This window comes from Andreprevotia chitinilytica DSM 18519 (genome assembly GCF_000711875.1).
Classification (GTDB): Bacteria; Pseudomonadota; Gammaproteobacteria; order Burkholderiales; family Chitinibacteraceae; genus Andreprevotia; species Andreprevotia chitinilytica.
The window spans coordinates 57107-83590 of sequence record NZ_JONM01000012.1 but is presented as its reverse complement, the minus strand read 5'-3'; the positions used below and the strand labels follow the sequence as shown (position 1 = coordinate 83590).

The 26484-nt window shown below is 60.1% G+C and carries 17 protein-coding genes; 9 read left to right on the top strand and 8 right to left on the bottom strand.

The window, feature by feature from the left end:
• Positions 1–15 precede the first annotated feature (15 nt).
• Positions 16–2652 carry an ATP-binding protein gene (locus BR41_RS23090; RefSeq protein WP_051711093.1) on the bottom strand — a complete coding sequence of 879 codons (2637 nt, stop codon included), beginning with the start codon at positions 2650–2652 and terminating at the stop codon, positions 16–18.
• Between the two features lie 305 nt (positions 2653–2957).
• Between BR41_RS23090 and BR41_RS15565 the strand changes: the two genes are divergently transcribed.
• The 5 genes from BR41_RS15565 to BR41_RS15545 all read left to right on the top strand — a co-directional run bounded on the left by BR41_RS15565 (position 2958) and on the right by BR41_RS15545 (position 13924).
• Positions 2958–9254 (top strand): LamG-like jellyroll fold domain-containing protein, encoded by a 6297-nt coding sequence (locus BR41_RS15565; RefSeq protein ID WP_169741314.1) that lies wholly within the window; start codon positions 2958–2960, stop codon positions 9252–9254.
• Between the two features lie 292 nt (positions 9255–9546).
• A complete protein-coding gene (locus tag BR41_RS15560) occupies positions 9547–12078 on the top strand; it encodes a DUF6600 domain-containing protein (RefSeq protein WP_051711091.1) in 2532 nt (843 codons plus the stop codon).
• Positions 12079–12258: 180 nt separating this feature from the next.
• Positions 12259–12792 carry a PaaI family thioesterase gene (locus BR41_RS15555; protein ID WP_211251772.1) on the top strand — a complete coding sequence of 178 codons (534 nt, stop codon included), beginning with the start codon at positions 12259–12261 and terminating at the stop codon, positions 12790–12792.
• A gap of 158 nt (positions 12793–12950) precedes the next feature.
• Positions 12951–13568, top strand: a complete 618-nt coding sequence (locus tag BR41_RS15550) for a nucleoside/nucleotide kinase family protein (protein WP_035058673.1) — start codon at positions 12951–12953, stop codon at positions 13566–13568.
• A gap of 35 nt (positions 13569–13603) precedes the next feature.
• Complete coding sequence (locus BR41_RS15545) at positions 13604–13924, top strand: hypothetical protein (protein ID WP_035058671.1); 321 nt, start codon at positions 13604–13606, stop codon at positions 13922–13924.
• A gap of 203 nt (positions 13925–14127) precedes the next feature.
• Here BR41_RS15545 and BR41_RS15540 read toward each other — a convergent pair whose 3' ends face one another.
• From BR41_RS15540 to BR41_RS15520, 5 genes are all read right to left on the bottom strand, one after another.
• Complete coding sequence (locus tag BR41_RS15540; protein WP_035058669.1) at positions 14128–14715, bottom strand: hypothetical protein; 588 nt, start codon at positions 14713–14715, stop codon at positions 14128–14130.
• 219 nt (positions 14716–14934) lie between these two features.
• Positions 14935–17526, bottom strand: coding sequence for a pectate lyase-like domain-containing protein (locus BR41_RS24940; protein ID WP_156970743.1), 2592 nt, complete (start codon positions 17524–17526; stop codon positions 14935–14937).
• Between the two features lie 195 nt (positions 17527–17721).
• Complete coding sequence (locus BR41_RS15530; protein WP_051711087.1) at positions 17722–18486, bottom strand: substrate-binding periplasmic protein; 765 nt, start codon at positions 18484–18486, stop codon at positions 17722–17724.
• A 407-nt stretch (positions 18487–18893) separates the two neighbouring features.
• Positions 18894–19133 (bottom strand): VF530 family protein, encoded by a 240-nt coding sequence (locus BR41_RS15525; protein ID WP_035058667.1) that lies wholly within the window; start codon positions 19131–19133, stop codon positions 18894–18896.
• Between the two features lie 94 nt (positions 19134–19227).
• On the bottom strand, positions 19228–19767 hold the full coding sequence (locus BR41_RS15520; RefSeq protein WP_035058665.1) for a DUF1697 domain-containing protein: 540 nt from the start codon (positions 19765–19767) through the stop codon (positions 19228–19230).
• 715 nt (positions 19768–20482) lie between these two features.
• Between BR41_RS15520 and BR41_RS15515 the strand changes: the two genes are divergently transcribed.
• Both BR41_RS15515 and BR41_RS15510 read left to right on the top strand, forming a co-directional pair.
• Positions 20483–20749, top strand: coding sequence for a hypothetical protein (locus BR41_RS15515; protein WP_035058663.1), 267 nt, complete (start codon positions 20483–20485; stop codon positions 20747–20749).
• Positions 20742–21017 (top strand): hypothetical protein, encoded by a 276-nt coding sequence (locus tag BR41_RS15510; protein ID WP_035058661.1) that lies wholly within the window; start codon positions 20742–20744, stop codon positions 21015–21017. Before BR41_RS15515 ends, BR41_RS15510 begins: the two co-directional genes overlap by 8 nt.
• A gap of 47 nt (positions 21018–21064) precedes the next feature.
• On the opposite strand, the gene BR41_RS23085 is transcribed toward BR41_RS15510, so the two are convergent.
• Both BR41_RS23085 and BR41_RS15500 read right to left on the bottom strand, forming a co-directional pair.
• Complete coding sequence (locus BR41_RS23085) at positions 21065–22411, bottom strand: sensor domain-containing diguanylate cyclase (RefSeq protein ID WP_051711085.1); 1347 nt, start codon at positions 22409–22411, stop codon at positions 21065–21067.
• Positions 22408–23160 carry a GntR family transcriptional regulator gene (locus BR41_RS15500; protein WP_035058659.1) on the bottom strand — a complete coding sequence of 251 codons (753 nt, stop codon included), beginning with the start codon at positions 23158–23160 and terminating at the stop codon, positions 22408–22410. Before BR41_RS15500 ends, BR41_RS23085 begins: the two co-directional genes overlap by 4 nt.
• Before the next feature lie 238 nt (positions 23161–23398).
• On the opposite strand from BR41_RS15500, the gene BR41_RS15495 reads away from it, so the two are divergent.
• Both BR41_RS15495 and BR41_RS15490 read left to right on the top strand, forming a co-directional pair.
• Positions 23399–24406, top strand: coding sequence for an ABC transporter substrate-binding protein (locus tag BR41_RS15495; RefSeq protein WP_211251771.1), 1008 nt, complete (start codon positions 23399–23401; stop codon positions 24404–24406).
• Between the two features lie 182 nt (positions 24407–24588).
• Complete coding sequence (locus BR41_RS15490; protein WP_051711083.1) at positions 24589–26286, top strand: methyl-accepting chemotaxis protein; 1698 nt, start codon at positions 24589–24591, stop codon at positions 26284–26286.
• The last annotated feature ends 198 nt before the right edge of the window (positions 26287–26484 follow it).

Here is a 26484-nt window from a genome sequence, read left to right as displayed (position 1 = left end):
GTCCGGGTTACCTTGCTACGTTACGGCTGACGTTTGCTCAAAGCGCTCACGCTGCACCATCGCCACCCGCACAGCTGCAATCAATGCCCGCAACGACGCCGTGCGAATCGAACCAAGTTCTGCAACAGCCGTGACGAGATCGGTCGTCTTCGAGCCCGCCGCTTTTTCGATCACCGTTGCCAGGCCATGCAACCGCGCCAAGCCCAGCGCGCCGCATGCGGTGCGTAGCCGGTGCGCGAGTTCACTCACTGTGCGGCGATCATCAGCCAAAGCCGCTGCGGAAAGCTCGGCCAGCGTCTGGCGGGAGGTTTGATGGAACAAGCGAATCAGCGGTAGCAACCTCATTGCACCGAGTGCCTCTGCCTGTTGGGCTAGATAAGCATGGTCGAGCAAATCGCTGCCTTCTTTTGCGTCGATGCCGTTGAGCGACAGATCGGTGGCCGCTGGCTCGCTAGCAACCACGTCCATGCCAGACCCGCCCACTGAGCCGAGTGCTGCAGCCAGTGCAGAACGCAGGATCGGTTTCGCCACCACCACACGAATCCCCGCGGCCTCACAACGGCGCTGACTCTCCAGCGTGACATCCGCTGTGAGCGCAACGATCGGCACTGCGGCGCGTTGAGGGTGGCCCAACGCCCGGATGCCCCGCACCGCTTCGATCCCGTCCATCCCAGGCAAGTGCAAATCCATCAATACCGCATCGAAAGCCGTATTCGCTGCCTGATTGATTGCCTGTACGGCCCCCTCAACAACGATCGCCTCATGCCCCAGCTGGCTCAACAATCCGGCAATCACCACCCGGTTGATTGGCTCGTCTTCGACAACCAGCACCTTGAGCGAGCGCCACGCTGCAACCGGCTGCATGGCATGTGCCTGTGCCTCTACGCCGCGCTCGAATGAAATCCGGCAACGAAATGTGCTGCCCCGGCTCGGCGCACTTTCCACGCCAATTTCACCCCCCATTCTGCGCACGATCTTGCGACAGATCGCGAGCCCCAAACCGGTGCCGCCAAAGCGGCGGGCGATGCTGGCATCGGCTTGGATAAACTCCTCGAAAATCCGCTCCTGCATCCCCGGTGCGATGCCGATGCCGGTATCGCGGACGGCGATCTGCACCTCGACCCGCTCGTCCTGCAATGGCAGCGCGGCAACGGACACCGTCACGGCACCGGAATCAGTGAACTTGGTGGCGTTGCTGATCAGGTTGTAGAGCACCTGGCGCAGGCGATTGGCGTCGCCGCGCAAGGCGAGCGGGCAGGGGCCTGCGACGTCGAGCGCCAAGGTCAACCCTTTCGCCTCAGCCCGAGGGCGCAACAAATCCACGGTGCTGGCCAGCAGCGAATGCAACTCGAACACGACTGGTTCGTGTGGCGCGGCCTCGCCTTCCAGCTGGACGTAATCGAGGATCTGGTCGAGCAAGGCAATCAACGTTTCTGCCGACGTCTGCGCCGTTTCGATATGTCCGCGCTGGGTCGCGTCCAGCTGACTTGTCTCCAGCAATTGCAGCAGCCCCAACACCCCATTCATCGGCGTCCGCAATTCATGGCTGATGACCGCCAGAAAGCGCGACTTGGCCTCATTCGCCCCTTCCGCCACCTGCTTGGCAAGCCGCAGGGCACGCTCTTCTTCCTTGCGAGCGGAAAGGTCATACGAGCACGCCAAGAGGCTAGGGCGGCCATGCCAGGTAATCGAGCGCGCGGACACGGCTAGCCACAAATCCGCTCCATCGTGAACGCAACAGCGCAGCTCCATGCCGTCGACAAGCCCGTCGCGTTGCAAGAGCGCCAGCAAGCGCTCCCGCTCGGCGGGATCAGCGTAGAAATCGGTCGCATTGAGCTGGTCCAGCTCCGCCGTCGGCACGCGCAACAGATCGCGCCAAGCCGGATTCACTCGCACGATGCGCCCGCTGGCCGAATCCGACAGCGACAAGGGAATCGGCGCAATCTCGAACAGCCGCGCCAGATTCCGCTCGCTCTCCTCCAGCACGGCCGCCAACCGCTCGCGTTCGCTGATCTCCGCCGCAAGACGCTGATTCGCGGCGGCCACTGCCTGCAGGCAACTGAATTCCACCCGTCGCTGCCGTTCCAGCAGGAAAGCTGTGGCACAGCCGACCAACAACGCCACGGTAAACACCAGCACCAGCGGCAGAACATCTGCCGCCGCCAGCCGCCCGAGCGCCAACAGAATCAGCACATTGCTAGCCATCCCTACCGCGCCGCAAAACACGCGCTGCCCATAGCGCATCGGAATGAACAGGAAGCCGGCAAACACCAGCGTCAACAGCACCACCCCGGACGCCATAAACCCCGCCGGCCGCGATGCCGCTGCAAGGTTGTTGATGATCCATAGACCGATCGTCCAGACAAACATATGCCCGGTCAGCGTGGGCAGCTGCCGGCCGCCCCGTGTGGCGAAGAGCAGCGCAAAACCATAAGCCGCGACCAATAGGCGGACGCCTACCAACGCAACCAGCAGCGCGCCAAACCCAAGTAGCCGGAAATCGTTGATGACAAACACCTGCCCCGCAGTGCTGCCGAGCCACAAGGCAATGCGGGCGGTGCGGGTGAGGTCCGGCAGGCTGGCATCGCGATAGACGCGCTCGGTTTCGGTATCTGCGAATTCCGGTGTCCAGCGGCGAAACATGCGCGGCATCGGGGGCTCCGTGTGGTGTGGCTTGGTGATGCCTGTGGCTCAGGTGCGAGGTTTGATTCGGATGGAATCGGCTCTTTGAACGGGCGTGGGCGATGTGAACAGTTGTTGATATCCGGTTCACATGGCGTTGTCATGTGCAGCATAGGATCTTGGCTAGCGCGTGTGCAGACATGTTCGCTGCGGGCACAGTCCAGCCCGCCTATTCGGCTATACCTTGGGGAAATGAGATGAACAGGAATGATGTTTCCGCAGTTGAGATCATTGGCGCTGAGCACAGGGAAGCGGCTCTGAATGGGAGCTGGCCCATGCAAGGTGGTGATGCGCAGCGTAGCGGCATGGCATTGGTTCCGGGACCGTTTGACTCCCCCCTGCCTGGCTGGGATTTGACGTTCACGCAAGGTGCCTATACAGATCAGTCGCATGGTGGGCCGGTAGTCGATGCAAATGGCACTGTCTACTTCACCGATGGCCAACATCTATGCGCCATCGATACCAACGGGCAGGATCTGAGCTGGTCGCCTTGGTCGGCTCCCGACGCAAATGGCGTCAACATTGCCCCGAGTCTCGATGCGTCTGGGAATATCTACGTCCTTAGCAGCGTCTCCGGCAACCATCTTTATGTGCTAACGCCTGATGGGAAAGTGGCCTGGCAATATGGCGTGGATCAGGACGCGGATTTCGGCAGCGCTTTTCCCCCAATCATCGGAGATGATGGGACGATCTACATCACTAGCAATAGCATCAGCAGCAACAATAGTGGCCCCTACTTTTTCGGGCTTACCAGTTCCGGTGCGAGCGACGGCACCCTGGAACAAGTATTTAAAGTCAGTTCGATGATGAGTTCGTGTGGGGCAACACTCGGGTCCATCGGCACCGATGAGGTGGTGTACTACTTCACTGCTAACGCGCTGCTGACGGCCATGCGCCTGAGCGACTGCAAACTCCTTTGGACCTTCGACTTTTCGACTGTTAGTTACACGACTACCACGTCCCCAAATCAGACCTTCCCGCCGTATCCATCCGATTCAAATCCAAGCCCACGTTGGTCCGCGACAGTGGGTCAGGACGGAACCATTTACATCACCTTTGCCGCCCTTCGAGTTGGCTCCGGCATCCTGGCGCTCACGCCTGGGCTTTCCGCAGCACAACAGAAATGGCTTTACCTCGTCCCGGACCCGGAAGGGGTGATCCAGTCATCAATCTCTCCGCCGGCACTCTCTGCGGAAGGTAGCCTATGGTTCTGGTATGGCTCGAACAACCGTGCCTATTTTGTTGACCTCGATGCAAAGGATGGGACCGTCAGAGGGACGCCTTTCTCGTTGGCTAACTACCGCGGGGCTATCTTCCCGCAGCCGGTGATTGGGCTGGATGGCACTGCCTACGTGGGGAGCGCAGATGGGTCCATTCATGCTATCCGACCCGGTGGCAAGCAGCTCTGGCACCAAACTAATGTCGGCAACACCATCACAAGACCGCTTGCTATCGGGCGGGGTGGAACTCTCTATGCCCTGCTGGATGGCGGTGGGAAAAGCGAGCCATCGATGCAGGTGTGGGGCCTCTCCTCCCCGGTAATCACTGCTCTGCATTACGACGGTCAACAGCTCACCGTGGCTTGGCGTGGCCAGGGGCTTGCCGCGACTAGCCAGTGCCAGATCCAACTCTTCAAGGATGACCAAGCGTTCGGTGCGCCGCAGACCGGCACGAATTTCAGCTTCAGCCAGACGTTCCCGGGCGGCCTTGCTGTCGGCAGCGTTTGGCAGGTCCAGGTGACGGCCAACGGCTGGTCATCGGCCAAATGCACCGTGATCACTGCGGCGCCGACACTCAACACTTGCGTCTACGATGCCCCCGACCTTGCGGTGAGTTGGTCAATGCCGACTGACGCTGCTGCGCGCCGCCTGACTCTCGAACTCATGCCAACGGCCGGCAGCTACGAACCAAAGCACATCGACGTTGGCATGAGCGGTTCGGCATCGATCCAGGTCTCGTTGCCGCGCACTGTTGCCTACACGGCGGTGCTCCGTGCCGCCACCGGAATCTCGTTCGGACCGCCAAGCAACGAGATCGCCATTGCCGGTCGCTGGTTGCCAGCACCGACGATCGTTCTGACCCGGATTCCCTCGGCCACGAACAATGGCAGCTTCCAGACGGCGGGCCAGATTATCGGCACAGACAACCCCACCGACTACGTCATTCAGGCCTATTCAACGACCGGGCTGCAAACTGGCCAGCCGCTCCCGGCCGGCTATGCCCAGTGGTCCCGACCCGCTCCGAAACCGGTCGACGCCGAGGGGCGGTTCGCCATGACACTGGGGGGCAGTCCGTTTTATGCGCTCAGCCTGCTGGAATCCGGCTATTTGTCGGCACCGCCCACTCCGTCAGTCGGGCAGGGCGCGATTGCCACCACGGGGCCTTTCGCGGGGCGCTTCGCGCAACTCGCGATTACCCAAAAACCGCTCACGACCGGCGGCATCTTGGCCGGAACCGTGATCGACCTCGACACCCTGATTCCTGAATCCAACCCTCAATCCAGCAACCCATATGGTTTTTGGGTAGTGGCCTATTACTTTCCGACCTCGGGTCCGGGGGCCGGCGACGGCAAATGGGAACCCGCAAAGACTTGGCCGACTTGCCAGGGTTATTGCCAGATCACGGCCGATGAAACCGGGTCATTCGATGGAACCTGGTCACTCACACTGCCATCCGGCACCAATCCGGTTATCGATGCCTCGGCCTACGCGGTGGCACTGGTCGCCGGGCCGGCAGGCGTTACACCACCCAACTGGGGGGCGCAGAGCAGCCTGCCGGCACCTGCCACCAACTATCCCTTGCCGTCGAATGTCTGGAGCATCATCGCGATCGCCGAGACCCAACCGATGATGCCGAGCGTGACCGTTTCGCTACCGCCCTACAGTGATGGCGGTATCGTTGCGGGCAGCATCGCCTACTCGCCGACCGAGAGCAGCGAGGTGGTAGTCCTTGCCTATTCGGCTTCGTCTCAGAATTGGCAGCAGGCCAATCAAACCCGCTGTTTTCCAGCGCTCGGCGGAAGCTGGGCGACCAATGTCGGTGCTGCTGCAGTTGACCCTCATGGCAATAGCTATGCCGTCCTGGTCAAACCGAGGGATTTCCATCTCCCCTTGCCCTATGCGACGGTGCCTGTCGCAGGCGGCAGGATTCTTGCGGTGATGCCGCTTAGCGCCACGGCCCGTCCCGCCTCCTATGCGCTGGCGCTGAACCAGCGTTTGCCGAAAATGGCGTCGCCGCAGTTCCAGTACATGGACGTTCCGGGACTGCCGCTCGGGTGCCCGACCTTCAGCGTCGAATGTTGGGTTCGACCCACACGGGCAGGGCGCCTGATGTCTTATGGCAGCCAATCGGGTGGCGCCATGTCGCTCGACATTCTTGCTGGCGGCGAACTCGACATCTGCCTGACTTCCGGAGGACAGAAGCAGGTTGACCTCAAATCCGCTCCACTGGATATTTTCGATGGCGGCTGGCATCACGTCGCGGCGGTCAGATCGCTAATTGGCGTTGCACTGTACTTTGACGGCCAGCCGGTCGGGGCCGAGCAATGGACCGCCGCGCAGAATGCCAATCGCACGCTCGTCGCATCCGGCAGCTTTCAGATTGGCGCACCCGCGTCCGTGTTTAATATGGGAATTCAGGGGATACCGTTGCCCCTGATCGGCGCGGTCGACGATATCCGCGTCTGGAGCCGCGCTCTCGAACTCACCGACGTGCTCGTCGGAATGAATCAGCGTTTGGATTCAACCCCGCCGGATTTGCTTGGTCACTGGACCTTCGACGGCCAGACCACCGAGGATTCGACCGGTAACGGCTACAACGGCGCGGTCAACGGAACCGCGACCTACACAACAGATGCGGTGTGCTTGGTGCGCCCGGGCGAACCGTATCTTGTTACCCAGGCGATGCTGATGCAGGACTACGAGGGAGCCACGACAGGTGACCAATCGCCTGAAGCAATCAATGCGTATCGCATTGTGATCAAGGCCCATGCCGGCGATACCGGGATCATGCAGCCCAAGATCCAGATCGCCGTCGTCCCGCCGAACCTGCCAGACGGCTATGCGCCCGGCGCGAGGATTCTCTTGCAAAGCGACGACGGGTTCGTCTCAGTCGGGGCGACTGAGGCCAACCCGAAAGAATTGACCGCTGATTTGTCTGGCGAGGTCAGCTTCTCGTTGCCTGCGGACAGCCGCTATCCGATCTGCGCTGTGGTCAAGGTGCGGGCCGATTTCATGGGACAGGACGAGTGGCTGGTGATTTCACCGGATCGCCATCTGCATGACTGCTTGACCAAGCTGCAAGGTCACCAGTTGAAGGAGATCGTGAGCAAGTCAGTCGATGGGCCATCCGGCCTTTCGGCCGAGGGGGCCGAGGCGGTCGCCAGCGCCATCCGCAACGTGGTGGCAACGGCGCGTGAACATGATCTGGAATCAAGCCATCCGATCGTTCGCTCGACGAGGGATGCGCAAGGCCCGGCAGAACCGCCTTACGAGCGCCGCTATCAGAACGGCGCTATCACCCGTGCTGCCTATATGCCACGCAACAATGTGATCGCCGCCGATTTTATCGACGAATCAGGCGGATTGACGCGGATCGCCTCTGCTCAGGCAATGGCCGACGCCGACTGGATGGTCAGTTGGCCGGTCGGCGGACAGCCGGTCTTCTCTACCGATCTCGATTTGATCAAGGCCGAGAGGAACCGGTTTACTAGCGTCGAATATGCGCCGGATGCGCTGACCACGCTGTTCCGCCTGCGGCCGGAAAATGAACCCGTTTCCCTCGACGAATATGTCACTGCACTGAGAGCGGCAGCGATGGATCAAACGGCTTGGCAATGGTTCTCGGAGCGGTGCAGCAATGCCGTCAAGATCATCGTCAATACCACTGAAAAGGTCGTCACTGGCGCAAAGGAAATCGCCTCTCATGTATGGATTACATTCGTTGACGACCTGAATCACACGTTCACATACCTCGTTGCGACCGTTGAACAAGCCGCCCGCGCCGTCAAGGCATTTCTGGACAAGGTAGGCGCAAAAGTTCGCGAGGTTCTGGATTTCTTCAAGGGTGTTTTCGGGTGGGAGGACATCCTCAGTACGCAAGCGGTGTTCCAAAAGAGCCTCGAAAACGTCATACCGCAGATGGTCGACAAGCTACAGAAATTACGACCAGGTATCGGCGACTGGTTCACCAGCAGCCAAGCCAAGCTCGACGCTTGGTTCGCGCAGCTTAATGCCAAGCTTGAAACTGCAGCCGAGACCTTGGCAGGGCGAAGCTTGCAAGGGGAGCGGACTAACGCCGCCGCTGCAGGACCGCTCGACATCCGTGCGAGCTATTTTGCCAATCTTACTGCCGGGCGAATCACTAGCCCGGATGTCACCACCAATTGCCCAAAATCGATAGAAGACGAGCTCAACGCGCAACTGGCAGCACTGCGCTCGTTGTTCGGTGGCATGAACGGGCCGCTGCAAAGTTTCGCCAGCGCTGCCAAGACATCGGGCCTTGCCGGGGTGGCAGCCGATCCACAGTCCTTGTTTTCCGGCGCGATCGGCACCTTTATCGAGATAGTTCGCTCGTTGCTCGGTGCGCTTCAAGCCTTACTCGATGCGGGAATCAAACTGGCCGCCAACGTCGTCGACCAAGTCATCGAGAAACTTATCATCGTGCTTAAAGATCTCGATGCCATGCTCGAAGCTCGCATCGACATCCCGCTGGTTACCAATCTCTACGAACGGAAGATTACCAAAGGCAAAGGTACCCTCACGTTCTACAGCCTGGTTGCACTGCTCGGTGCCGCTCCCTGTACGATCATCTATAAGCTGACCCATCGCGGCCAAGCTCCGGTGATGGCGCAAGGTCGCGAGCAGTTCGCTGCCTCGCTGGTCGAGCGAGAGCCAACGGACGCGTCTGACAGCCAAGCCCAGCAAAAAATGGAGGTAGCCGTACTCTCCTATTGCGGCGGGTTTGCGCTCGCTGCAGTCACTGGTATCCAAGGTGCCATGGCGACGCTGAACGATGCCGTCGATATGGCGGTACCAGGAGTCCCCGTCAGGTTCCTTCCAGTGTGGTCGACCCTTAGCATTGATGTTTTAAGCGTCCTTCTGTGTTGTCCCGTCGAAGTGAACAATGATGGATTCGATGCCATATTGGGTTGGGTTTTGACGGCCCAGTGGTGGCTTTATATTGGGCAAGTGGTCTTGGACGCTGCGCTACCAGATGCAGCAGTACCGTGGATTGATCTCGCGGCGAGTGTGGGTGGTTTGGGCGTTGGCCTTTTCATCTCTATCTACGAGCCAATCATCACGCCGGCAGCGTCACTCACAACATGCTTCGTGCTTGATGGGATCAGTGCCGCTATCGGGAATTTTTTCTCTGTACTTATGGGATTCTTGCAGCCAGTAAAATTTTCCGTAAAGAATGATCCAGAAGGAAACTCGAAGGGGATAGGCATGGCAGTGGTTTTGGCGCTGGACGGGATAGGCTATCAAGGGTGGGCGCTGGTCACCGCGGTGCGCACTGTGGCGGCCATAGCACGAGGCACAGTCCTTTATATACGCCACGGATCTGGAAGCTAGCACTTCGGAACGTTAATTTGAGCGGAGCGCGGATTGGCATTCCAAAGCGCGTGCCACCTTTGCATTTGTGCCTTTCGGTCGGAAATAATGAGGCGATTGGAAGATAAAAACGGCGCGTCGATTACTCGGCACGCCGTTTTTCCAACTACACGCCAAACCGACTCCAGTCCTCACAAAAAGTCCCCCATCACAATCCGTTTCATCCCCGCATATTTGTTTACAAATCAACATTCAACGCCATTCATGCGCTATTCGTTAAAGCAGTATCGGCACTCGCTACGAAGGCACCACCATGAACTGGCAAAAATGCGTATCGCTGGGGATATTCCTCGGTTGTGTGTTCAGCGGTGCGGCGTGGGCGGATGATCCGCCGTCGCGGGCGGCGCGGTTGGATTATGTGGATGGGGCGGTGACGTTTGCGCCGGCCGGTAGTGATAACTGGGCCTATGCGCCGGTCAACCGGCCGATGACGACGGGTGATCAGCTGTGGGTGGATCAAGGCGCCAAGGCGGAGTTGCACTTGGGTTCCACCGCGGTGCGGCTGGGCGATCAGACCAGCTTGTCGTTCCTGTCGCTCAACGACGGCAACACCCAACTCAAACTGGCGCAGGGCACGTTGAACCTGCGTATCCGCAAGTTATTCGATGATGATCACGTCGAAGTCGATACTCCGAATCTGGCCTTTGTGCCCAAAACGTCCGGTGATTACCGGCTCGATGTCGATCCGAACGGCAATGCCACCACCATCACCGTCTGGCATGGCGAAGGCTCGGCTATTGGCGCGGCCAGTAACAGCTACCGGCTGCGCGATGGCGATCGCGTGGTGTATAGCGGCACCGATCTGATCCAGAACGCGGCTTCGGTCAATCCATACCGCGATCCGTTCGATAACTGGGCGATGGCGCGGGATCAGCGTGAAGACCGCTCGGTCAGTGCCCGTTATGTATCGCGTGAAGTCACCGGCTACCAATCGCTCGACGATAACGGCGATTGGGTGGATGACCCGCAGTACGGCCATGTGTGGGCGCCGCGCGTCACGATTGTGAACTGGGCGCCGTATCACTACGGGCATTGGGTCTGGGTTGCGCCTTGGGGCTGGACTTGGGTCGACGATGAGCCGTGGGGCTTTGCGCCATTCCACTACGGCCGCTGGGCCTGGGCCAGCTCGCGTTGGTGCTGGGTGCCGGGCGCTCCCGTGGTTCGACCGGTGTATGCGCCGGCGTTGGTGGTGTTTGCCAGCGGCGGGGGAGGTGGCGTGAACTGGAGCATTTCGCTGTCCAGTGGCGGTGCGGGTCTGGCGTGGTTTCCGCTGGGCCCTGGCGAGGTCTATCACCCGGCGTATCGGGTGAGCCCGACCTACGTCAACAACGTGAACAACACGGTGATCGTGAACAAGACGGTCAACGTCACCAACAACATCACCAATATCACCAACGTGACGAAGACGGTTTATGTGAACCAGCAAGCGCCGAATGCGGTTTCCGCGATGTCGGCAACGGCCTTCGTCAAAGGGCAGACGGTGCAATCCGGCAGTGCGCATATCGATGCGCATCAGCTGGAGCATGCACAGTTCGCCGCCTCGCCGGGTGTGGCGCCCGTGCATGAGAGCGTGATCGGTGCGGCCAGGGCCGCGCCAGTTGCGCCGCGCCGGGTGGAGTTCGATCGCCCGGTCGTCGCGGTCAAGGCTCCGCCGGCACCTGCTGCCACGCACGACGATCTGGCTCGCCAATTTGCCGAGCATGGTGGCAAGGTGGAAGCCGCCGGCCCGGCCTTGATCCGCAACACCCCGGCAGTGAAGCCGGCTGCTGTGCTGCAGGCACCAGTGAACGCGGCACCGCCGAAGCCATTGCCGAGCGTCGTGCCAACGGCGCAAACCCAAGCGGTGCTGCCACATCCCGCACAGCCTCAACCGGTACAAGCGCAACCCGCCCAACCTCAGCCAACGCAAGCTGTACCGCATCCGCCGGGCCAAAAGCCCGCTGCCGTGGAGAATCAGCCGCAGCGGCCAGCACTACCCACGGCCGCCGAGAAGCCAGCGGTGCAGAAACCCGCCGCCTCGCAGCCAGAGCTGACCAAGCCCGCCATCGTCGAGCCGGTTCGCCCCACGCAGGAACGGCCCGAGGATCGCACCGTGCCGCACCCACCAGGGCAAAAACCTGCTGCCGTGGAGAATCAGCCGCAGCGGCCAGCACCGCCCACAGCCGCTGAAAAGCCGATGACACAAAAGCCGGTCGCACCACCGCAGGCAGCGCCAGCCAAGCCCGCCGTCGTCGAACCAGTACGACCCACGCAAGAGCGGCAACAGGAAAAGACCGTGCCGCACCCGCCTGCGCAAACCGCCGTGCCGGATGCGCCACAAAGGGTGATTCAACCTGTTACCGAGCGCCCCGTCGTTGAAAGGCCGGCAACGCAACCTGCACCAAGGACTGAACCGCCGAAACCAGCCGCTATTGAACCGGCACGCCCACAGCCTCAAGAGCACGCTGCGCCGCGCCCGCCAGCCGTGAAGCAAGAGCGCCTGCCGCAACAGGACATCACGCCGATGCCGCGTGTTGAACGGCCAGCGCCGGTGCAAGAGCGCACTCCGGCCGCACCTCCTCCTCGCCCGCGTGAAGAGGCCGCGCCGCGTCCGGTGCAAAATCCACCACCGCAGCAGCACCCGGCAGTGGTCAATCCGCCGGTCAATCAGGCACCAAGGGTAGAAGAGCGGCAACCGCCACACCAAGAGGTGCGTCCGACTGAGCATCGCCCCACGGAGCCGCCGCCGCATCACGGCCAGCCGGACCCGCGTGATCTGGAGAAGGAACGGACTCACCCGCAGTAGCTTGATTGGAGTGCTGCAAGGCCCAACGGACAGCTAACCGTTGGGCTTTTTCATTCCGTCACTCCGTCACCTTTCGTCACCCTTCCGTAGCCCGGACGGCTTGGCCGGCCGGGGTTGCTGGCGTAATAATTGACCCCGGCCGGCCAAGCCGTCCGGGCTACGAAGGCGGGGGAGGCATGCGTGCAGCGCTTGAAACAGCCTGCTCAGCAAAAGCACGGACAAGCACCGATGCCGGTCGCCGGTATGCTATCCGCTTCGCATAAACCCTCAGGAAGCATCATGAATCTGAACGAGTACACCGGCCTGGAACTGCTGCAAGCGATGGCGCGGGGTGATCTTCCTGCACCGTCGATTACCAAAACCATGCCAATGGATCTGCAGGAAGCGCGTGAGGGGTACGTCCGCTTCGGCGCACAGGCTGACGAGCGTCACCTCAACCCAATGGGCGGCGTTCACGGTGGTTTCGCGGCCACCGTGCTGGATTCGGTCACCGGCTGCGCCGTGCATACCATGTTGGAAGCGGGCGTTGGCTATGGCACGGTGGATCTCAACGTCAAGATGGTGAAGGCCATTCCGCGTGATACGCCCTTGATTGCAGAAGGAAAGGTGCTGCACCTGTCAAAAAGCATTGGCGTATCCGAGGGCAATATCAGGACAATCGACGGTGTTTTGCTGGCGCATGCAACCGCGACGTGCGCCATCTTGCGGCGCTGAACTGATGGAACACCTTACGGGCAATTGCCTATTTCGACGGCAAATGTTCACGTGTAAATTCCACGATGACTGTTCTCCATCTTCTAGACACAGTCTTCCTCTTCTCAGGCGGCCCGCGTGGCCGCCTTTTTTTTTGACGCTGATTCCGGAGACGTTTGATGGCCCTTGCCGATATGTATCTGCAACGACTGAACGCACTGCTCGCCGATGGCAAGCGCAAGCTGCTGGGCATTACCGGGGCACCGGGCGCTGGCAAATCCACCTTGGCGCAGCAACTGGTCGATCTCCTTGGCGAGCGGGCGGTGATGCTGCCGATGGATGGCTACCACCTTGCCAACGTCCAGCTGGCGCAGCTGGGCCGCGCTGATCGCAAGGGCGCGCCGGATACCTTCGATAGCGCCGGCTACGTGGCGTTGCTGCGGCGTTTGCGTGATCAACAGGCGGGCGAGACAGTCTATGCCCCGGAATTCCGCCGCGAAATCGAAGAACCGATTGCCGGCGCGATTGCCATCGAACCCGCCACCCAGCTGATCATCACCGAAGGCAATTATCTGCTGCTTGATCAAGGCCACTGGGCTGGCGTGCGCCCCTTGCTCGATGAAGTCTGGTTCGTCGATGTGGATAGCGCGCTGCGGCAACAACAGCTGGTCGAACGGCATATCCGCTTCGGCCGCGATCAGGATCAGGCGCTGGCTTGGGTCGCGCATACAGACGAGCCAAACGCGCAGCTGATCGACGCGACGCGTGCACGGGCGGATTTCGTGTTTACGCGTTAGCATCGCTCATCCATCGCACCTTCGGAGTCCCCCTCATGCCCACCACGCTTGCCGAATATGAAAAGCGCATCGTTGCATTCAACGCTACAGACGGCGTGACGGCAGGGCAGATGTTCGGCAAGCCATGCCTCAAAATCCACGGCAAGGCATTTGTTTCCCAGCACAAGGAAACCATCGCCTTCAAGCTCGCGGGCACACAGCATCAACAGGCTATGGCGTTTGAGGGGGCTGTGCTTTGGGACCCGTCGGGCAAAGGCCGCCCGATGAAGGAATGGGTGGCATTACCGGCAAGTGCAGCCATAGAGTTCAATGCGTTCGCCGGTGCGGCTTTGAATTACGTCGCTGAATCCACCTAGGCCAATTGATAACTGATGCGTCATGTAGCCCGGACGGCATTGCCGGCTGGGGCCGCTTGAGATCAGGCTCTGGCCGGGGCCGCTTGGGATCAGATTCCGGCCGGGGCCGCTTGCGAACAAGTTCCGACCAGGGTGATTGTTTGATGCGTGAGCCCCCGGCCGGCAAAGCCGTCCGGGCTACGGGTGACTGCTCAATCCGCCAATCAATTCGCGATGACGTCAGCCGCCGCATCCCGAATGCGGGCCAGCATGCGACGCCGGATCAGGCCGCTCACGGGCCGGATCAGCCACCAGTACGGCGTGAATCGTAAATGCGATTTGCTGTCGTTGCAGAACACGCGGGTCTCGGTGCGCAGCGTAGTGCGTCTGCCATTCAAATTCCCGCCCTCCAAATCGTTACCCACCGATTCGGCGCTGAAGTTCATCACCAGCTTGGCGACGCCGGGTTCGTTGAAGGCCGCGAATTGCTGCGGGTCGGTCATGGCTACCAAGCCATAGTCCGATTGCCAGAACTTCCCGATCAGGCCGAACGCCAGTTCCCGATCCGAATCGCGCCCCAGTGGCGTGAAATCGTGCAGGCCGAACATGGCCCGGCTCTTGAGTCCATCTGCTTTGCCAAACACCCGATCCGGCCATTCTCGAAGCTGAATGGCGGTGCGCACCCAAGGGTCTTCCTGTGTTCCGGGCAAGGTGACCGCATCAAGGAGCGCCGCGGGCGACGCGTCGACCAGCAATTGATGCCGCTCGCTGAACTGGAAAACAGGTAGGTATTGATCGATCAGGAAGGTCATCGGTTCTACAAGCCCGAGAGATTTAACAATGCCGCAGCGACAACGGCGCTCCGGTTGGCGACAGTGTAGTGCGCGCCGGCAGCGTCGGGCAGGGGCCAGAAATGAAATCAGGGCTGGCCACACATTGATCCGTGCGGCACAGCCCTGATGAGATTCCCGAGATTCCCGCCAGTATCGAGCCAAGGGGCAGGCCCGATACCGACAGATCAATACGACAGCTTATGGATACTGCGTCATCGGCGAGATTTGCGACGCGGTATTCGCCGCCGCACCGGTGTTGTTGATGATGTGGGTGATTTCGCCCACGCCGCCCAACGAGACCGTCACCAGATCATGGAACTTCACGCCGGGCGTGGTTGGTGCTTCAAACCCGTTATCCAGCGTGACCGCCGTATTCACGTTGAAGTAGCAATACACCCCAGAGCCCCATGCTTCATGCGAGGTGACGTTATCCGCCACCTTGTACGAGGCATAGCCCTTGCTGCTGCCGTTCATCCAGCTGGCATCGTCCGGGACATCGTACGGTGCTTCGCTCTGATAGAAGTAAACCCGGCCGCCATTACCTTTCCATAGCGTCTGGTACTGCTGGTAATGCTCGACGGCAAGGCCATACATCGTGACATTGGCACCGTTCACGATCAGACCATTGGTGGCCTTGTTCACCGTCCAGCCCCAACCGGTGCCGTGATCCGCACGCCAGAGCCAGAAATTGTCGCCGATCACATTGTTGCTGTTGACCTCCATGGTCACGTCAGCCAGCCCTGCCGCAACGCCACCGATCCGCGCATAAATATCATGCAGTGAGGTCGGATCGCCCGCATGGTTGGCGGTGCTGCCAGGTGGCCCTACCTGCAGCAGGATCGGCGAATCGACCGGGCCGGCTTCGAACAGCACGCCGGCGATCTTCACGCCATCCACATCGGCCACATCCATGATCTTGGCACCGGTATCCGCAACCAGCGTCGGAATCCCCAGCCCCAGCACGACCGTATCGGCACGCGTCACATGGATGGTGTCGGTCAGGTGGTAAACCCCCGGCGTGAGCAACAGGTTTTTGCCCTGTGCCAATGCCTGGTTGATGGTCTGCGCGGTATCGACACCTTCCTTGGCGACGTAGAACTGGCTGATCGGAATCGACTGGCCCTGCGCCGTCTTGTTGAACCAGGTGGTGCCTTGGCTGTTGGTGCTCAGCGCCGGGACGAACACGCTGTAATTGCCGGCCGTATCGATGGTGAGGAATGGTTTCTCACGCACGACCGGTGTTTGCGGCACGACGGTATACGGCGGGTTCGGCCACGTGCCGGCTGGCGGGTTGATCACCCCGGAGAACACCATGTTCCACACGCCGCCGACCCAGCTGCCCCACTGCGAATTGCGGCTGAACCATTGTTGTTGCGAGCCGGAACTGATCTGGCCATCGATGACGGTATCGGAGATGAAACCGCCGCTCGACCAACCACAGAATGGCGAGCAGAGCGTGACGTTGCCCTTGATGTGCATGCGCCGCCACGGCGATGCCTGCGATACCGCCCAGCGATCGGTGCCGCCCGGTGGAATCACCGCCATGTTTTCTGCAGAGCGCCAGAAGTTTTGCGTGGCGTTTTCGCCGGACAGCCAATCGGCCTCGGCATGCACCGCGCCATTGATCAGCACGTCATCCGGCGATTGGCCCAGCCCCAGCACGTGGGTATAGAAGCCGACGTTGACATCGACGTTGTACGTACCCGGTTTGAAGGCGACGGCATAACGCGCGGTGCCGAACTGGTTGGTGTGTTGCTGGGTAAAGATCTGATCCAGCTTGGCCTGAATGGTGGCTGCCGGCGTGCTTGGATCGAAGATCACCATGTTCGGGCCGAAGTCGACCGGGCCGCTTGGCGTCGGTGTGGGTGTTGGCGTCGGGACTGGTGTCGGTGTTGGGGTTGCAACGGGCGTCGGTACGGGGGTGGACGTCGGAGCCGGTGTCGGCGTTGCGGTTGGTTTCGGCGTTGGTACCGGCGTTGCCGTTGGGGACGGGGTCGGTGTCGCAGTCGGCGTCGGGGTTGGCACTGGTGTGGCGCCGGACGAATAAGTCAGCGTCTGCCAGGCGGTATCCGCGGCCGAGCCATTCGCCTGACCGATAGTGAAGGAATAACGCACCGTCGCGCCGTTGGGCACGCCGCTGATCTGATACGTGTTGTTGCTGCCGCTGTTCACCATACGCACGTTCACCTGACCGCCATTGTTCACGGTGTAGTGCAAATCGGCCCAGGCTGCGCCGTTGGCATAGAAGGCGACCACGCCACCGCTGAGCGGTGTTGCGCCGTACGACGTTGATACCGGGGTCGGTGTAGGAGCGGGTGTCGGAACTGGTGTAGGTGCGGGAGTCGGGACCGGTGTTGGCACCGGCGTAGGCGCAGGCGTCGGGACTGGCGTGGCTGCGGTGTAGGTCAGCTGGCTCCATGCCGTGTCATAGGCGCCCACGGCCTGACCGACGGTGAACGAATAGCTCACCGTTGCGCCTGCCGGAATACCCGTCACGGTATAGCTGTTGTTGGTGCCGGAATTCACCATCCGCACATTCAACTGCGGGCCGCCGTTGATGGTGTAGTGCAGATCCACCCACGGGGCATTGTTCGCGTAAAAGAGCACCGCGCCGCCGGATTGCAGCTGATAGCCGAGGCTGACTGCTGTCGCCGCTTCGGCCGGCACCGGCAGGGTGCTCAAGGACAGCGCTACCGGCATGACGGGTAGCGCTGTCGTCATCGCAACCGCGAGTGCCACCATCCGTTGCCGGACGTGATGCGGCCTCTGTTGTACATCGTGTCGTTGCATTTTACTTGTCTCCTCCAATTGGAATCGCCTTCTTTGAAAGCGCTTTCAATGATTAATCAAGGAGCTAAGTTGGCACAAGTACATTCATCACCCTAGGGTTGCAGATCGCCTTTTTTGTTGGGAAATTGCCCAAAAACGACTAATAGGAAGCGGTTGCGCCCAGCGCGGCAGGAGAGGGCGCGTTACGCTGCCTCATCACGGTTTGTCATCGACAATCCGCTGATATTCGCCGCTACTTTTCATCTTCTGCAAGCCTTGGTTGAAAACGCTGATCAGCTGTGGGCCGTTTTTGGCACGGCGCGAGATCAGCAGATGCAGCGGGGCCTTCCAGAACACTTTGTGGTCATAGGTCAGTTGTTCCCGCTCTTGTGGGGTGAACCGGGTCTTGAGCAGGTATTCGCCAACGTGACGGTCGATGGGGAAAAGGTCGACGCGCCCGTTCAGCAATTTGCGAAAGTTGAACACTTCCTCGTTCGCGCTCTCGTCCACCCTGAGCTTGCCTGCTTTGTGCAGCCTATCGAATTCATCGGAATAAAAATTGCCGCGCGTGGTGCCGATCAGATACGGCGAGAGATCAGCGAGCGTGTTCCAGCTGAAGTGACGGCCTCTGCGGTGGAAAAACACCATCTCCACGTAAACCACCGGATCGCTGAACAGGAACGAGTTGAGGCGTTCCGGATTGGGGGCCAGGCCCACCGTGCCGTCGAATTCGCCGGCTTGTGCCTCGCTATAAGCGCGAACCCACGGCCGATAGCCATAGACGACGGTGATGCCTTGCTGCTGGTAGGCCTCGACCACCAGCCGCGAGAAGATGCCGCCGCCTTTCAAATGCTCAGAGAAAAAAGGCGGCCATTCACCATTGGAGAGTGTGATGCGGCAGGGCTGATCAGCCGGGCATCCCGCTGCCGGGGTTGCCTCAGCCGCGAGCAGGGCCAATGTCATCACGACAGCCTTGAACATCAAAATGCCCCTCTCCCTTGTGTGCATTCACCACCCGGTTGATGCAGGTGTGCTACCCACTATAGCGGGTAGTTCCAGCCCCCGAATGCGTGGTGCTTCAGACGACGAATCCGAGGGTGAATACGTTCTTTAGCATGTCAGGATTGGTGATGGCGTAGCGGTCGGAGAGCAGAAAATTTGTCCATACTTACGGGCGAACAATAGGCCCAAGATCCTGTTCACGTTCTCTTGCCAGCAGATTTTCTCCCCTCTCCCTCGCGTGCAAGGCTTCAGCCTTGCTCAGCTATTAGTGGGAGAGGGGCGGGGGTGAGGGTGCTACCAAGTCTGGTGGACTTTTCTCCACTCTCTCCCCCGAATCGCTGAACAAGGCTGAAGCCGTGCATGCAAACGAGCCTTTGAACAAGCGTTTAACGGTTACCACCGCCATACCGCTGCACGCAATAGGCATACAGCGCTTCCACTTCCTGCCGCGCCCAAGGCGTGCGGCGCAAAAAGGTCAGGCTGGATTTGATGCTGGGATCAACCTGAAAACAGCGGATATTGATTTTGCGGCCCAGCGCTTCCCAGCCCCAAAAGTCGACCAGATCGATCAACATCTGTTCCAGGGTGACGCCGTGCAGCGGGTTGTTAGCTTGCGGAGTGGTCATCGATCTATTCAAGTGTGAAGGCGTGCAGCGAGCAGATCGCCCGTTGCCAATCGTCCTATTTTATTCGCATAACGACTGCGGCACGTTGTGCTGACTAGCCATGCTTTTGCACCAGCCGCACAACGGTGTTCCAGTTGCGCGTCGTGGCTGGCAACGCAAAGTGTTTTTCCAGAAAGGCATTCGGGCTACCCGGCGTGTTGCCGATCTTGCGGCACAGGCTCAACGCCTCGCCATCGGTAAAACGGAGCACCTCCACATCCTCGCGTTTGGATACCAAGGGGACGGCAGGCGGAGCCGGCATATCCGCATGGAGAAAGGTCGCGCAGCACGCGTAGACCGTGCTTGGGTCGACCGACGCGAATGGATCACTCGCCACCAGCTCGCGCAAATAATCGACTGACCGCACGAATCCCGGCTCCTTGAGCCCGCATGTGCGCTGCATGTGTTCGATCGCTGCAGCCAAGGTCGCGGAGGGATCGGCGTTCGCTGGAATCGAAAAGACCAGCGTGCCGTTGGTGAGAAACGAATGCGCCGTGCCGGCACCGGCAACCAGAAAGGCCTGCTCAAGTTGAACCCTGCTCGGCGAATTCGGCCGGCCCAGATTGACGTTACGAAAGAAGGCGGCGTATTTCATGTGGGATTGGCTGGGCCTGTTTGAGATCGGGCGTTGGTGATTGTCCGATCAAATGGACCGCACCGGGTGCATTCGAGGCACATTTCAGGATTCTTTTTTGCAATGCATGTAGCACGGGTTAGCCCTCGGCGTAACCCGCAAACTCAGTGGGCAAAGGTCGCTTGGCTCCGCGCGGGTACAAAGCGGTTCACGATCTTTTGCACGTATTGAAATGCCGCACGTAGGGCGGATCACCCCGCACGGGGCGATCCGCCGGCTGTCGTGTGCGGCGGAACGCCCTTCGGGTGTTCCGCCCTACGCATCTAAAGATGCAGTCCATGTAGCCCGGACGCATTTTGCGGCCGGGGTTGGTTCAGGTATCCACGGTGGGTTGCGCTTGCCCGCATTGTCACCCCGGCCAGCGAGCTGTCCGGGCTACGGTTGGTACCTGGTGGTTCGGCTTGACCAAGCCGGAACGGCTGGGATACTTTTGAGCTGTCGCGTTCAATAGCGTGACCAGGTTTGAGAGCCTGATCGTTGTCGGCGGACAAGCTGCGTTTCGCAGCTATTTTTATGTCCACCATGCCCTTGGTACGTCCTCTGCGGCGGGCCTTGGCAGGGAGCCTTCGGGCTGCCGGTTTCCGATAACGCCGGTCTCTCAACCCTTCCTTGCGCCCGCCACCTTCGTTTGAGAGCGAAGCGGCGGGAACCAAACCCGCAGTTATCGGAGGCCCCCATGCCCATCTCCCAACATTCCACCCCCGCACCACCCGACCCTGGCCACCTCATCGCACTAGCCCGCGACGGCTTTGCTGAGCTGGATCAGATTTTTACGATCTTGACCTCGCTGATCGATCAACGCAGCGTCGGCTATCAATTGGTACGCGATGGTCGCCGGCTGGCAGAGCGACACCATGCCGCGATGCAGACATTGCCACTCACTGATCGCCTAACCGCCTCACTCAACACGCGTTATGCACGCATTGGCGGTCGTCATGCTTGATCGTCATTGCCCTTCCACCGCCCCCAAACTGACCACCAGTGATTTCAATGACATCGCCGACATCGGTCTGGATCGCATCGCCCAGCTGGGCAGTGTGTTCCGTGCGATGGTCGGCATCGCCGAACCGGAATCTGATCTGCACGCCTTAGCGCGAGTCGGCGCGTATTTGTCGGAGGAATGGCATTTCGGGCTGGATACAACCCGCTTCGAGACGCTGCAACGGCTTGGCGCGCCGCTAGCCGTGAATCAGACGACGGATCGGCGTTAGCTTTGATGGCATTGGGCCAGCGCGGCAAAAGCGCTGGCCTTTGTATCTCACCCCGAAACCACCCGATTCCGCCCATCCGCTTTGGCCTGCGCAAGTGCCTGATCGGCGCGAGCCAAGGCGGCGCTGAAGGTTTCTTCGGCCAGCCAGCTGGTCAGGCCGATGCTCACGGTGAATTGAACAGGCTGTTGTTCCGGTATTGGTACTGCGCGTTCCGCCAATGTGCTGCGCAGGCGTTCCGTAATCACTTCGGCGGCGCTGAGGTTGGTGTCCGGCAGCAGCAGGGCGAATTTTTCGCCGGCGATTCGCGCCAGCACATCCACAGCGCGGCAGGTGCTGCGGCAGATTTCCGCCAGCTGCACCAACACTTGATCGCCGGCCGCGTGGCCGTGCTGATCGTTGATTTGCCGGAAGTGGTCGATGTCGAGCACCAGCAAGGCGATGGGCTGCTTCAAGCGTGTACTGCGGGTTCGCTCTTGCGCTGCGCGTTCCTGAAATGAGCGTCGGTTGAACAGGCCCGTCAGCGTATCGGTGCGCGTCAAATGATCGAGCCGGGCGATCAGTTCGACGTTTTCATTCACGGTGCGGGTCAGTTGCGTGTTGGTGGCGGCGAGTTTCAGCGCCACATTCCGTCCTTCGCCCTGATCCGAGACTACTTCGACAAAGCGTTGATTGTCGCCATCGGATGACCCGAGCGAGATCACCAGCGAGTGCGCCCAGAAGCGCGTGCCGTTACCGGTGGTGCCGGAAAACTCGAACGATGCCGGTTTGCCTTGGGCTGCCAGCGCCAGCAGGTAGTTGAAATCGACCCCTTCGGCGATCCAGCCCAGCGTGGCGTGGCCTTGGCCGAGCAGCGTGGTGGCGGGTCGCCCCACCAGCTGGCAAAGCTGCTCGCTCACATAGGTGTAGTGGCCGTTCTGATTCATGGTGGCCAGCAAGGCGTGGCTCTTCAGCGCCTTCCACCAATTGCTTTCCCGCAGCGAGATGGTCTTCAGCTCGCAACGCACTTGCCAGTCGTCCGTAATGTCGGTGACGAAGCCGGCCAGGCCGTCCAGATTGCCCTCGGCATCGAACAGTGGCTGGCGCTGAATACGCCACATGCGCTGCCGGCCATCTTGCAGCTGCACCATGATTTCGATTTGCTTGGCTTGTGCGCGTGCCAGTACCGCGCAGTCATCTCGCGTCATCAGCACGGATAACCACGGTGGAAAGCATTCCGCATCGTTGTGCCCGACGATGCGTTGCTCGCTCAGATCCAGCAGGGTGGCCCAGTGGCGATTGATCCAGCGATAACGCAGGCTGATGTCCTTCACCCACGCGGCATAGGGAAGCAGACGGCCGAGGGCCGCGGCGTCCAGCTGCATCGTGGGCGATCCTGCCAGATTCGCGGTGCTCATTCGGTGAATTCCACGACGTAGTGATAATAATCGCTGCGGAAATAGGAGTAGGTCAGCTCCAGCGGGCTGCCGTTCTGCATGTAGCCCACACGGGTCAGCCGCAGGATCGGTGCGCCTTGCTCGAATTGGCACAGGCGGGCGAGTTCTGCATCGCACAGGTCGGCATCGATTTCCTCTACCGCCCGGAAGATGCTCAGGTCGTTCTCGCGCATGTATTGATAGAGCGATTCGCCGACCAAGAGCGGATCGGGCAAAAACGTGGCCGGAATGGTGGTGATTTCGTAGCCCATCACCAACTCATCGGCCTTGCGAATCCGCCCCAGGCGCGACACCTTGGCGCCGGCTTCCAGATTAAGACGCCATTGCTCATCCTGATTCGGTGCTGCCACCTCGCGGGATAGCCACACCGACCCCGGCACAAATCCCCGCGCTTTCAGCATCTCGGAAAAGCTGGCCAGCTTGGCCACAGGCTGATCCAGCTTGGGGGTGATCACGTAGTTATCGTTCTCTGCGGCGCGAATCCATTGCTGGCTGGCGAGCAACGCCAATGCGGCGCGGATATGTTCCAGCTGCACGCCCAGCACCTGCGCGAAGTATTCGGCCTTGGGCAGCGGCTCGCCGGGCAGCCAATAGCCCGCCATGACGGCGATGCGCAGCTTCTGGAAAAACTGGATCTCCGGCGCTTGCGGCAAGACTTCATCCGGCGCCAGGGCGAGCAATTTGCGATCAAATCCATATACATCGAGCATCACAGCACCCTCGCATCCATTTCTTTATGACGTTGTTGTTTCCAGCATAGGCAATTGTTGCGAGAGGGATGACTGATCTCTTTGACGCAAGGAAATCGCTATTCATCTGTTTCACTGACAACTACTTACATCCAGACGGATGAAGGGTGGCTATATCTGTAGGTGGCTGGGTTTTGTTCCGGCGGGGAGGTTCACGATGGCGCAGCAGATCGGGAAGCGATTCAGCGGTAAGGCATCCATGCCCTTGATCATCGGATTGCTTCTTGCTGTCGGGACAGTGCTGGCGGGGGCTTATCTCTGGATCAACAGGGCATCGTCATCCGCGGCGGCGGGGCCGCAGGAACAAGTCATCATCGCGACCAATACTGCCTATGCCGGGACTTGCCCGGTGATCGTGGCGCGAGAAAACGGTTATTTCGCCCACGAAGGCATCCTCGCCGTGTTGCAGCCGCAATCCAGCGGCAAAGCCGCGATGGCCTCCGTCTTGCAGGGGCAGGCCAATCTGGGGACGGTGGCTGATATTCCGGTCATGTTCGAGGCATTGAACAACCGGCCCGTCTCGGTCATCGCCACGATATTCAAGACCGAAAAGGATCACGGCATTGTCGGGCGCAAGGATCGGGGCATTGCCACGATAGCGAGCCTCAAGGGCAAACGCATTGGCGTCACGCAGATTACCTCCGGCCATTTCGCCCTCGATGCCTTGCTCAACCGGCAAAAGTTGTCGCCCTCGGATATCACCATGCACAACTACAAGCCGGAAGAGCTTTCCGCCGCGCTTGAACAAGGCGAGGTCGATGCCATCGCGACCTGGCAGCCGTACCTGGATGCATCGTTCAACAAGCTCGGCAGCAATGGCGTGATCTTTTACGGCGAGGATGTCTACACCAGCCTTTATGCCGTGGCCGGCATGCGGGATTACGTCGCCGGCCACCCGCAGACCATGCAGAAAGTCCTGCGCGCGCTGATCCAAGGGGCGCGATTCTGCAGCGAAGTGCCGGATTCCGCTCGCGAGCTGGTGGCAGGCATGACCAAGAACGACGCCAGCATCTTGAAAACCGCCTGGCCTTCCTACCAATTCAATATCGCGCTGGATCAGGGCCTGTTATTGGCGCTGGAAGACGAAGCACGCTGGGCCATCAAGAACAAGCTGACGAGCAAAACCGAAATACCGAATTACCTGAATTACATTTATCTCGATGGATTGGAAGCGGTCATGCCCACTGCCGTCACGCTGATTCATTGAGTGATTGATTGGATTGGCCGGGTCGAATTGATGGATTTGATCTCAATTTCTGCACTTGATTGGTGCATTCGCATAATTGGTACATTTAATTGGTAATCAATGCATTCCGGTTTGTTTTTTCAACCTCGACGGACTGAAGTATTGACCCATGATTGCAGGGTCATTCGTAGGAGGAGATTGCAATGAAGATAGCGACTCGACTCAAGCTTGCCGGGGTATTCGCCGCTGGTGCGGTGGTCGTCCTCGGGTTTGTCATGCTCTCGGCCTCGATGCAGGTGAAACGGGAGCTGAGCAAGAATGCAACGGCCGATGAGATTCTCAATGCCGTTACTGCCGTGCGCTATCTCACGCTGGAATACGTGGCGGGTCATGGTGAACGGGCTCAGGCGCAATTGCAGCTGCGGCAGGATTCGCTGCAAAAGTTGTTGGCCGGCACCGACGGATTCAGCAGCAAGGAAGAGCAGGGCATCCTGAATGAACTGCAGCGCACGCAACAACGCACCAATGCGCTCTTTGCCGAATTGATGGCCAATCGCAAAACGGGCGATGCCAACCACACGGATCGCGCGGTGCTCGAGGAATTGGAAACGCGCCTCACCGGGCAAATCATGAACAAGGCGCAGGACATGATCGCGGTCGCCCTTGATTTATCGAACCGCAGTCGTTTGGGCATGTTGCGGGCGCAGCAGCGCGTGAGTATCGCGGTGATGATCTTCTGCGGTGTCGTCTTGCTGCTCATTGCTCTGATCTGGGGGCTGATCCTGCGCAGTGTGCTGCGGCCATTGGCGACGTTACGTGCGGGTGCCGCCATCATTGGCAGCGGTAATCTCGGGCACCGGCTCGCCATTGCCACGCGTGACGAGATCGGGGATTTGTCCCTCGCGTTCGATGAGATGACGGAAAAACTGCAGGGCACCACCGTCTCACGCGATGAATTGGGGCAAAGCAACGAAGCGCTGCAGGCCGAGATTGTCGAGCGCCAGCGGGTGGAGGAGCGCCTGCGTTTGCTGATGCGGGAGACACAGGAAACGGTGGATATCCTGTTCCGATCCACCGAGGAAATCCTCTCCACCACCACACAGGTTTTTGCCGGCTCGACCGAGACGGCCAGCGCCGTCAGCCAGACTGCGTCGACCGTGGAAGAGGTCAAGCGAACCGCGCAAGCCGCGACGGAAAGAGCGCGGCTCGTCTCGACCGAAGCGCAAAAAACGGCGCAGGTATCGCAGGATGGCAAGAAATCGGTCGACGAATCGATCGAAGCGATGCGGCTGATTCAGGAGCAAATGGAAACAGTCGCGGACAGCATTGGGCGCTTGAGCGAAAAAAGCGTGACCATCGGCGAGATCATCGCGACCGTCAACGATCTGGCGGAGCAATCCAAGGTGCTGGCGGTCAACGCCTCGATCGAGGCCGCCCGGGCCGGCGAGCAAGGCAAGGGCTTCATGGTGGTGGCGCAGGAGGTCAAATCGCTGTCCCAGCAGTCGAAACGCGCCACGGCACAGGTGCGGGCGGTGATCGATGAAATCCAGAAAGCGACCAGCGGGGTCGTGCTCGCCATCGAGCAAAGCAGCAAGGCCGTTGAAGCCGGCGTGAAACGATCCGGCGAGGCAGGGGAGTCGATCCGCGGCCTGACCAAAAGCCTGGCGGATGCGGCCGCGGCGGCCACTTATATTGCCACCTCGGCACAGCAACAATTGGTGGGCATGGGGCAGGCGGCGATTGCCATGCAAAGCATCAAGGAAGCCAGCGAGCAGAACGTCGCCAGTACGCGGCTGACTGGCGATACCGCGCAGACGCTGCACACGCTTGGGCAAAAATTGAAGGATTTGCTGGAGCAATATCAACTGTCGATTACAGAGCCGGTATTGCCAGTGGTCTAGAGATCGATTTGGTCCATATATGCTTCGGGCTGCCTGATTAGATATGCATGGATATTGATAGGTAATATCTGAGTGCTTGATCGGCCAATCATGGCGATCGTTTGCGCCAGCACGCCAATTCATTGCGCGCCGTTGCTGATAACAGGTGAAGCAATCACAGACCCGCTGTATGCTTTCGGTCGGAATTACGGCCACACG

Coding starts and splice junctions, on each gene's coding strand:
- BR41_RS15490 (WP_051711083.1), top strand. CDS start 24,589: ATGAAGATAGCGACTCGACTCAAGCTTGCCGGGGTATTCGCCGCTGGT.
- BR41_RS15530 (WP_051711087.1), bottom strand. CDS start 18,486: ATGTTCAAGGCTGTCGTGATGACATTGGCCCTGCTCGCGGCTGAGGCA.
- BR41_RS15540 (WP_035058669.1), bottom strand. CDS start 14,715: ATGACCTTCCTGATCGATCAATACCTACCTGTTTTCCAGTTCAGCGAG.
- BR41_RS15525 (WP_035058667.1), bottom strand. CDS start 19,133: ATGACCACTCCGCAAGCTAACAACCCGCTGCACGGCGTCACCCTGGAA.
- BR41_RS15495 (WP_211251771.1), top strand. CDS start 23,399: ATGCCCTTGATCATCGGATTGCTTCTTGCTGTCGGGACAGTGCTGGCG.
- BR41_RS15515 (WP_035058663.1), top strand. CDS start 20,483: ATGCCCATCTCCCAACATTCCACCCCCGCACCACCCGACCCTGGCCAC.
- BR41_RS23090 (WP_051711093.1), bottom strand. CDS start 2,652: ATGCCGCGCATGTTTCGCCGCTGGACACCGGAATTCGCAGATACCGAA.
- BR41_RS24940 (WP_156970743.1), bottom strand. CDS start 17,526: ATGCAACGACACGATGTACAACAGAGGCCGCATCACGTCCGGCAACGG.
- BR41_RS15500 (WP_035058659.1), bottom strand. CDS start 23,160: ATGCTCGATGTATATGGATTTGATCGCAAATTGCTCGCCCTGGCGCCG.
- BR41_RS15545 (WP_035058671.1), top strand. CDS start 13,604: ATGCCCACCACGCTTGCCGAATATGAAAAGCGCATCGTTGCATTCAAC.
- BR41_RS15520 (WP_035058665.1), bottom strand. CDS start 19,767: ATGAAATACGCCGCCTTCTTTCGTAACGTCAATCTGGGCCGGCCGAAT.
- BR41_RS15560 (WP_051711091.1), top strand. CDS start 9,547: ATGAACTGGCAAAAATGCGTATCGCTGGGGATATTCCTCGGTTGTGTG.
- BR41_RS15550 (WP_035058673.1), top strand. CDS start 12,951: ATGGCCCTTGCCGATATGTATCTGCAACGACTGAACGCACTGCTCGCC.
- BR41_RS15565 (WP_169741314.1), top strand. CDS start 2,958: ATGCAAGGTGGTGATGCGCAGCGTAGCGGCATGGCATTGGTTCCGGGA.
- BR41_RS15510 (WP_035058661.1), top strand. CDS start 20,742: ATGCTTGATCGTCATTGCCCTTCCACCGCCCCCAAACTGACCACCAGT.
- BR41_RS23085 (WP_051711085.1), bottom strand. CDS start 22,411: ATGAGCACCGCGAATCTGGCAGGATCGCCCACGATGCAGCTGGACGCC.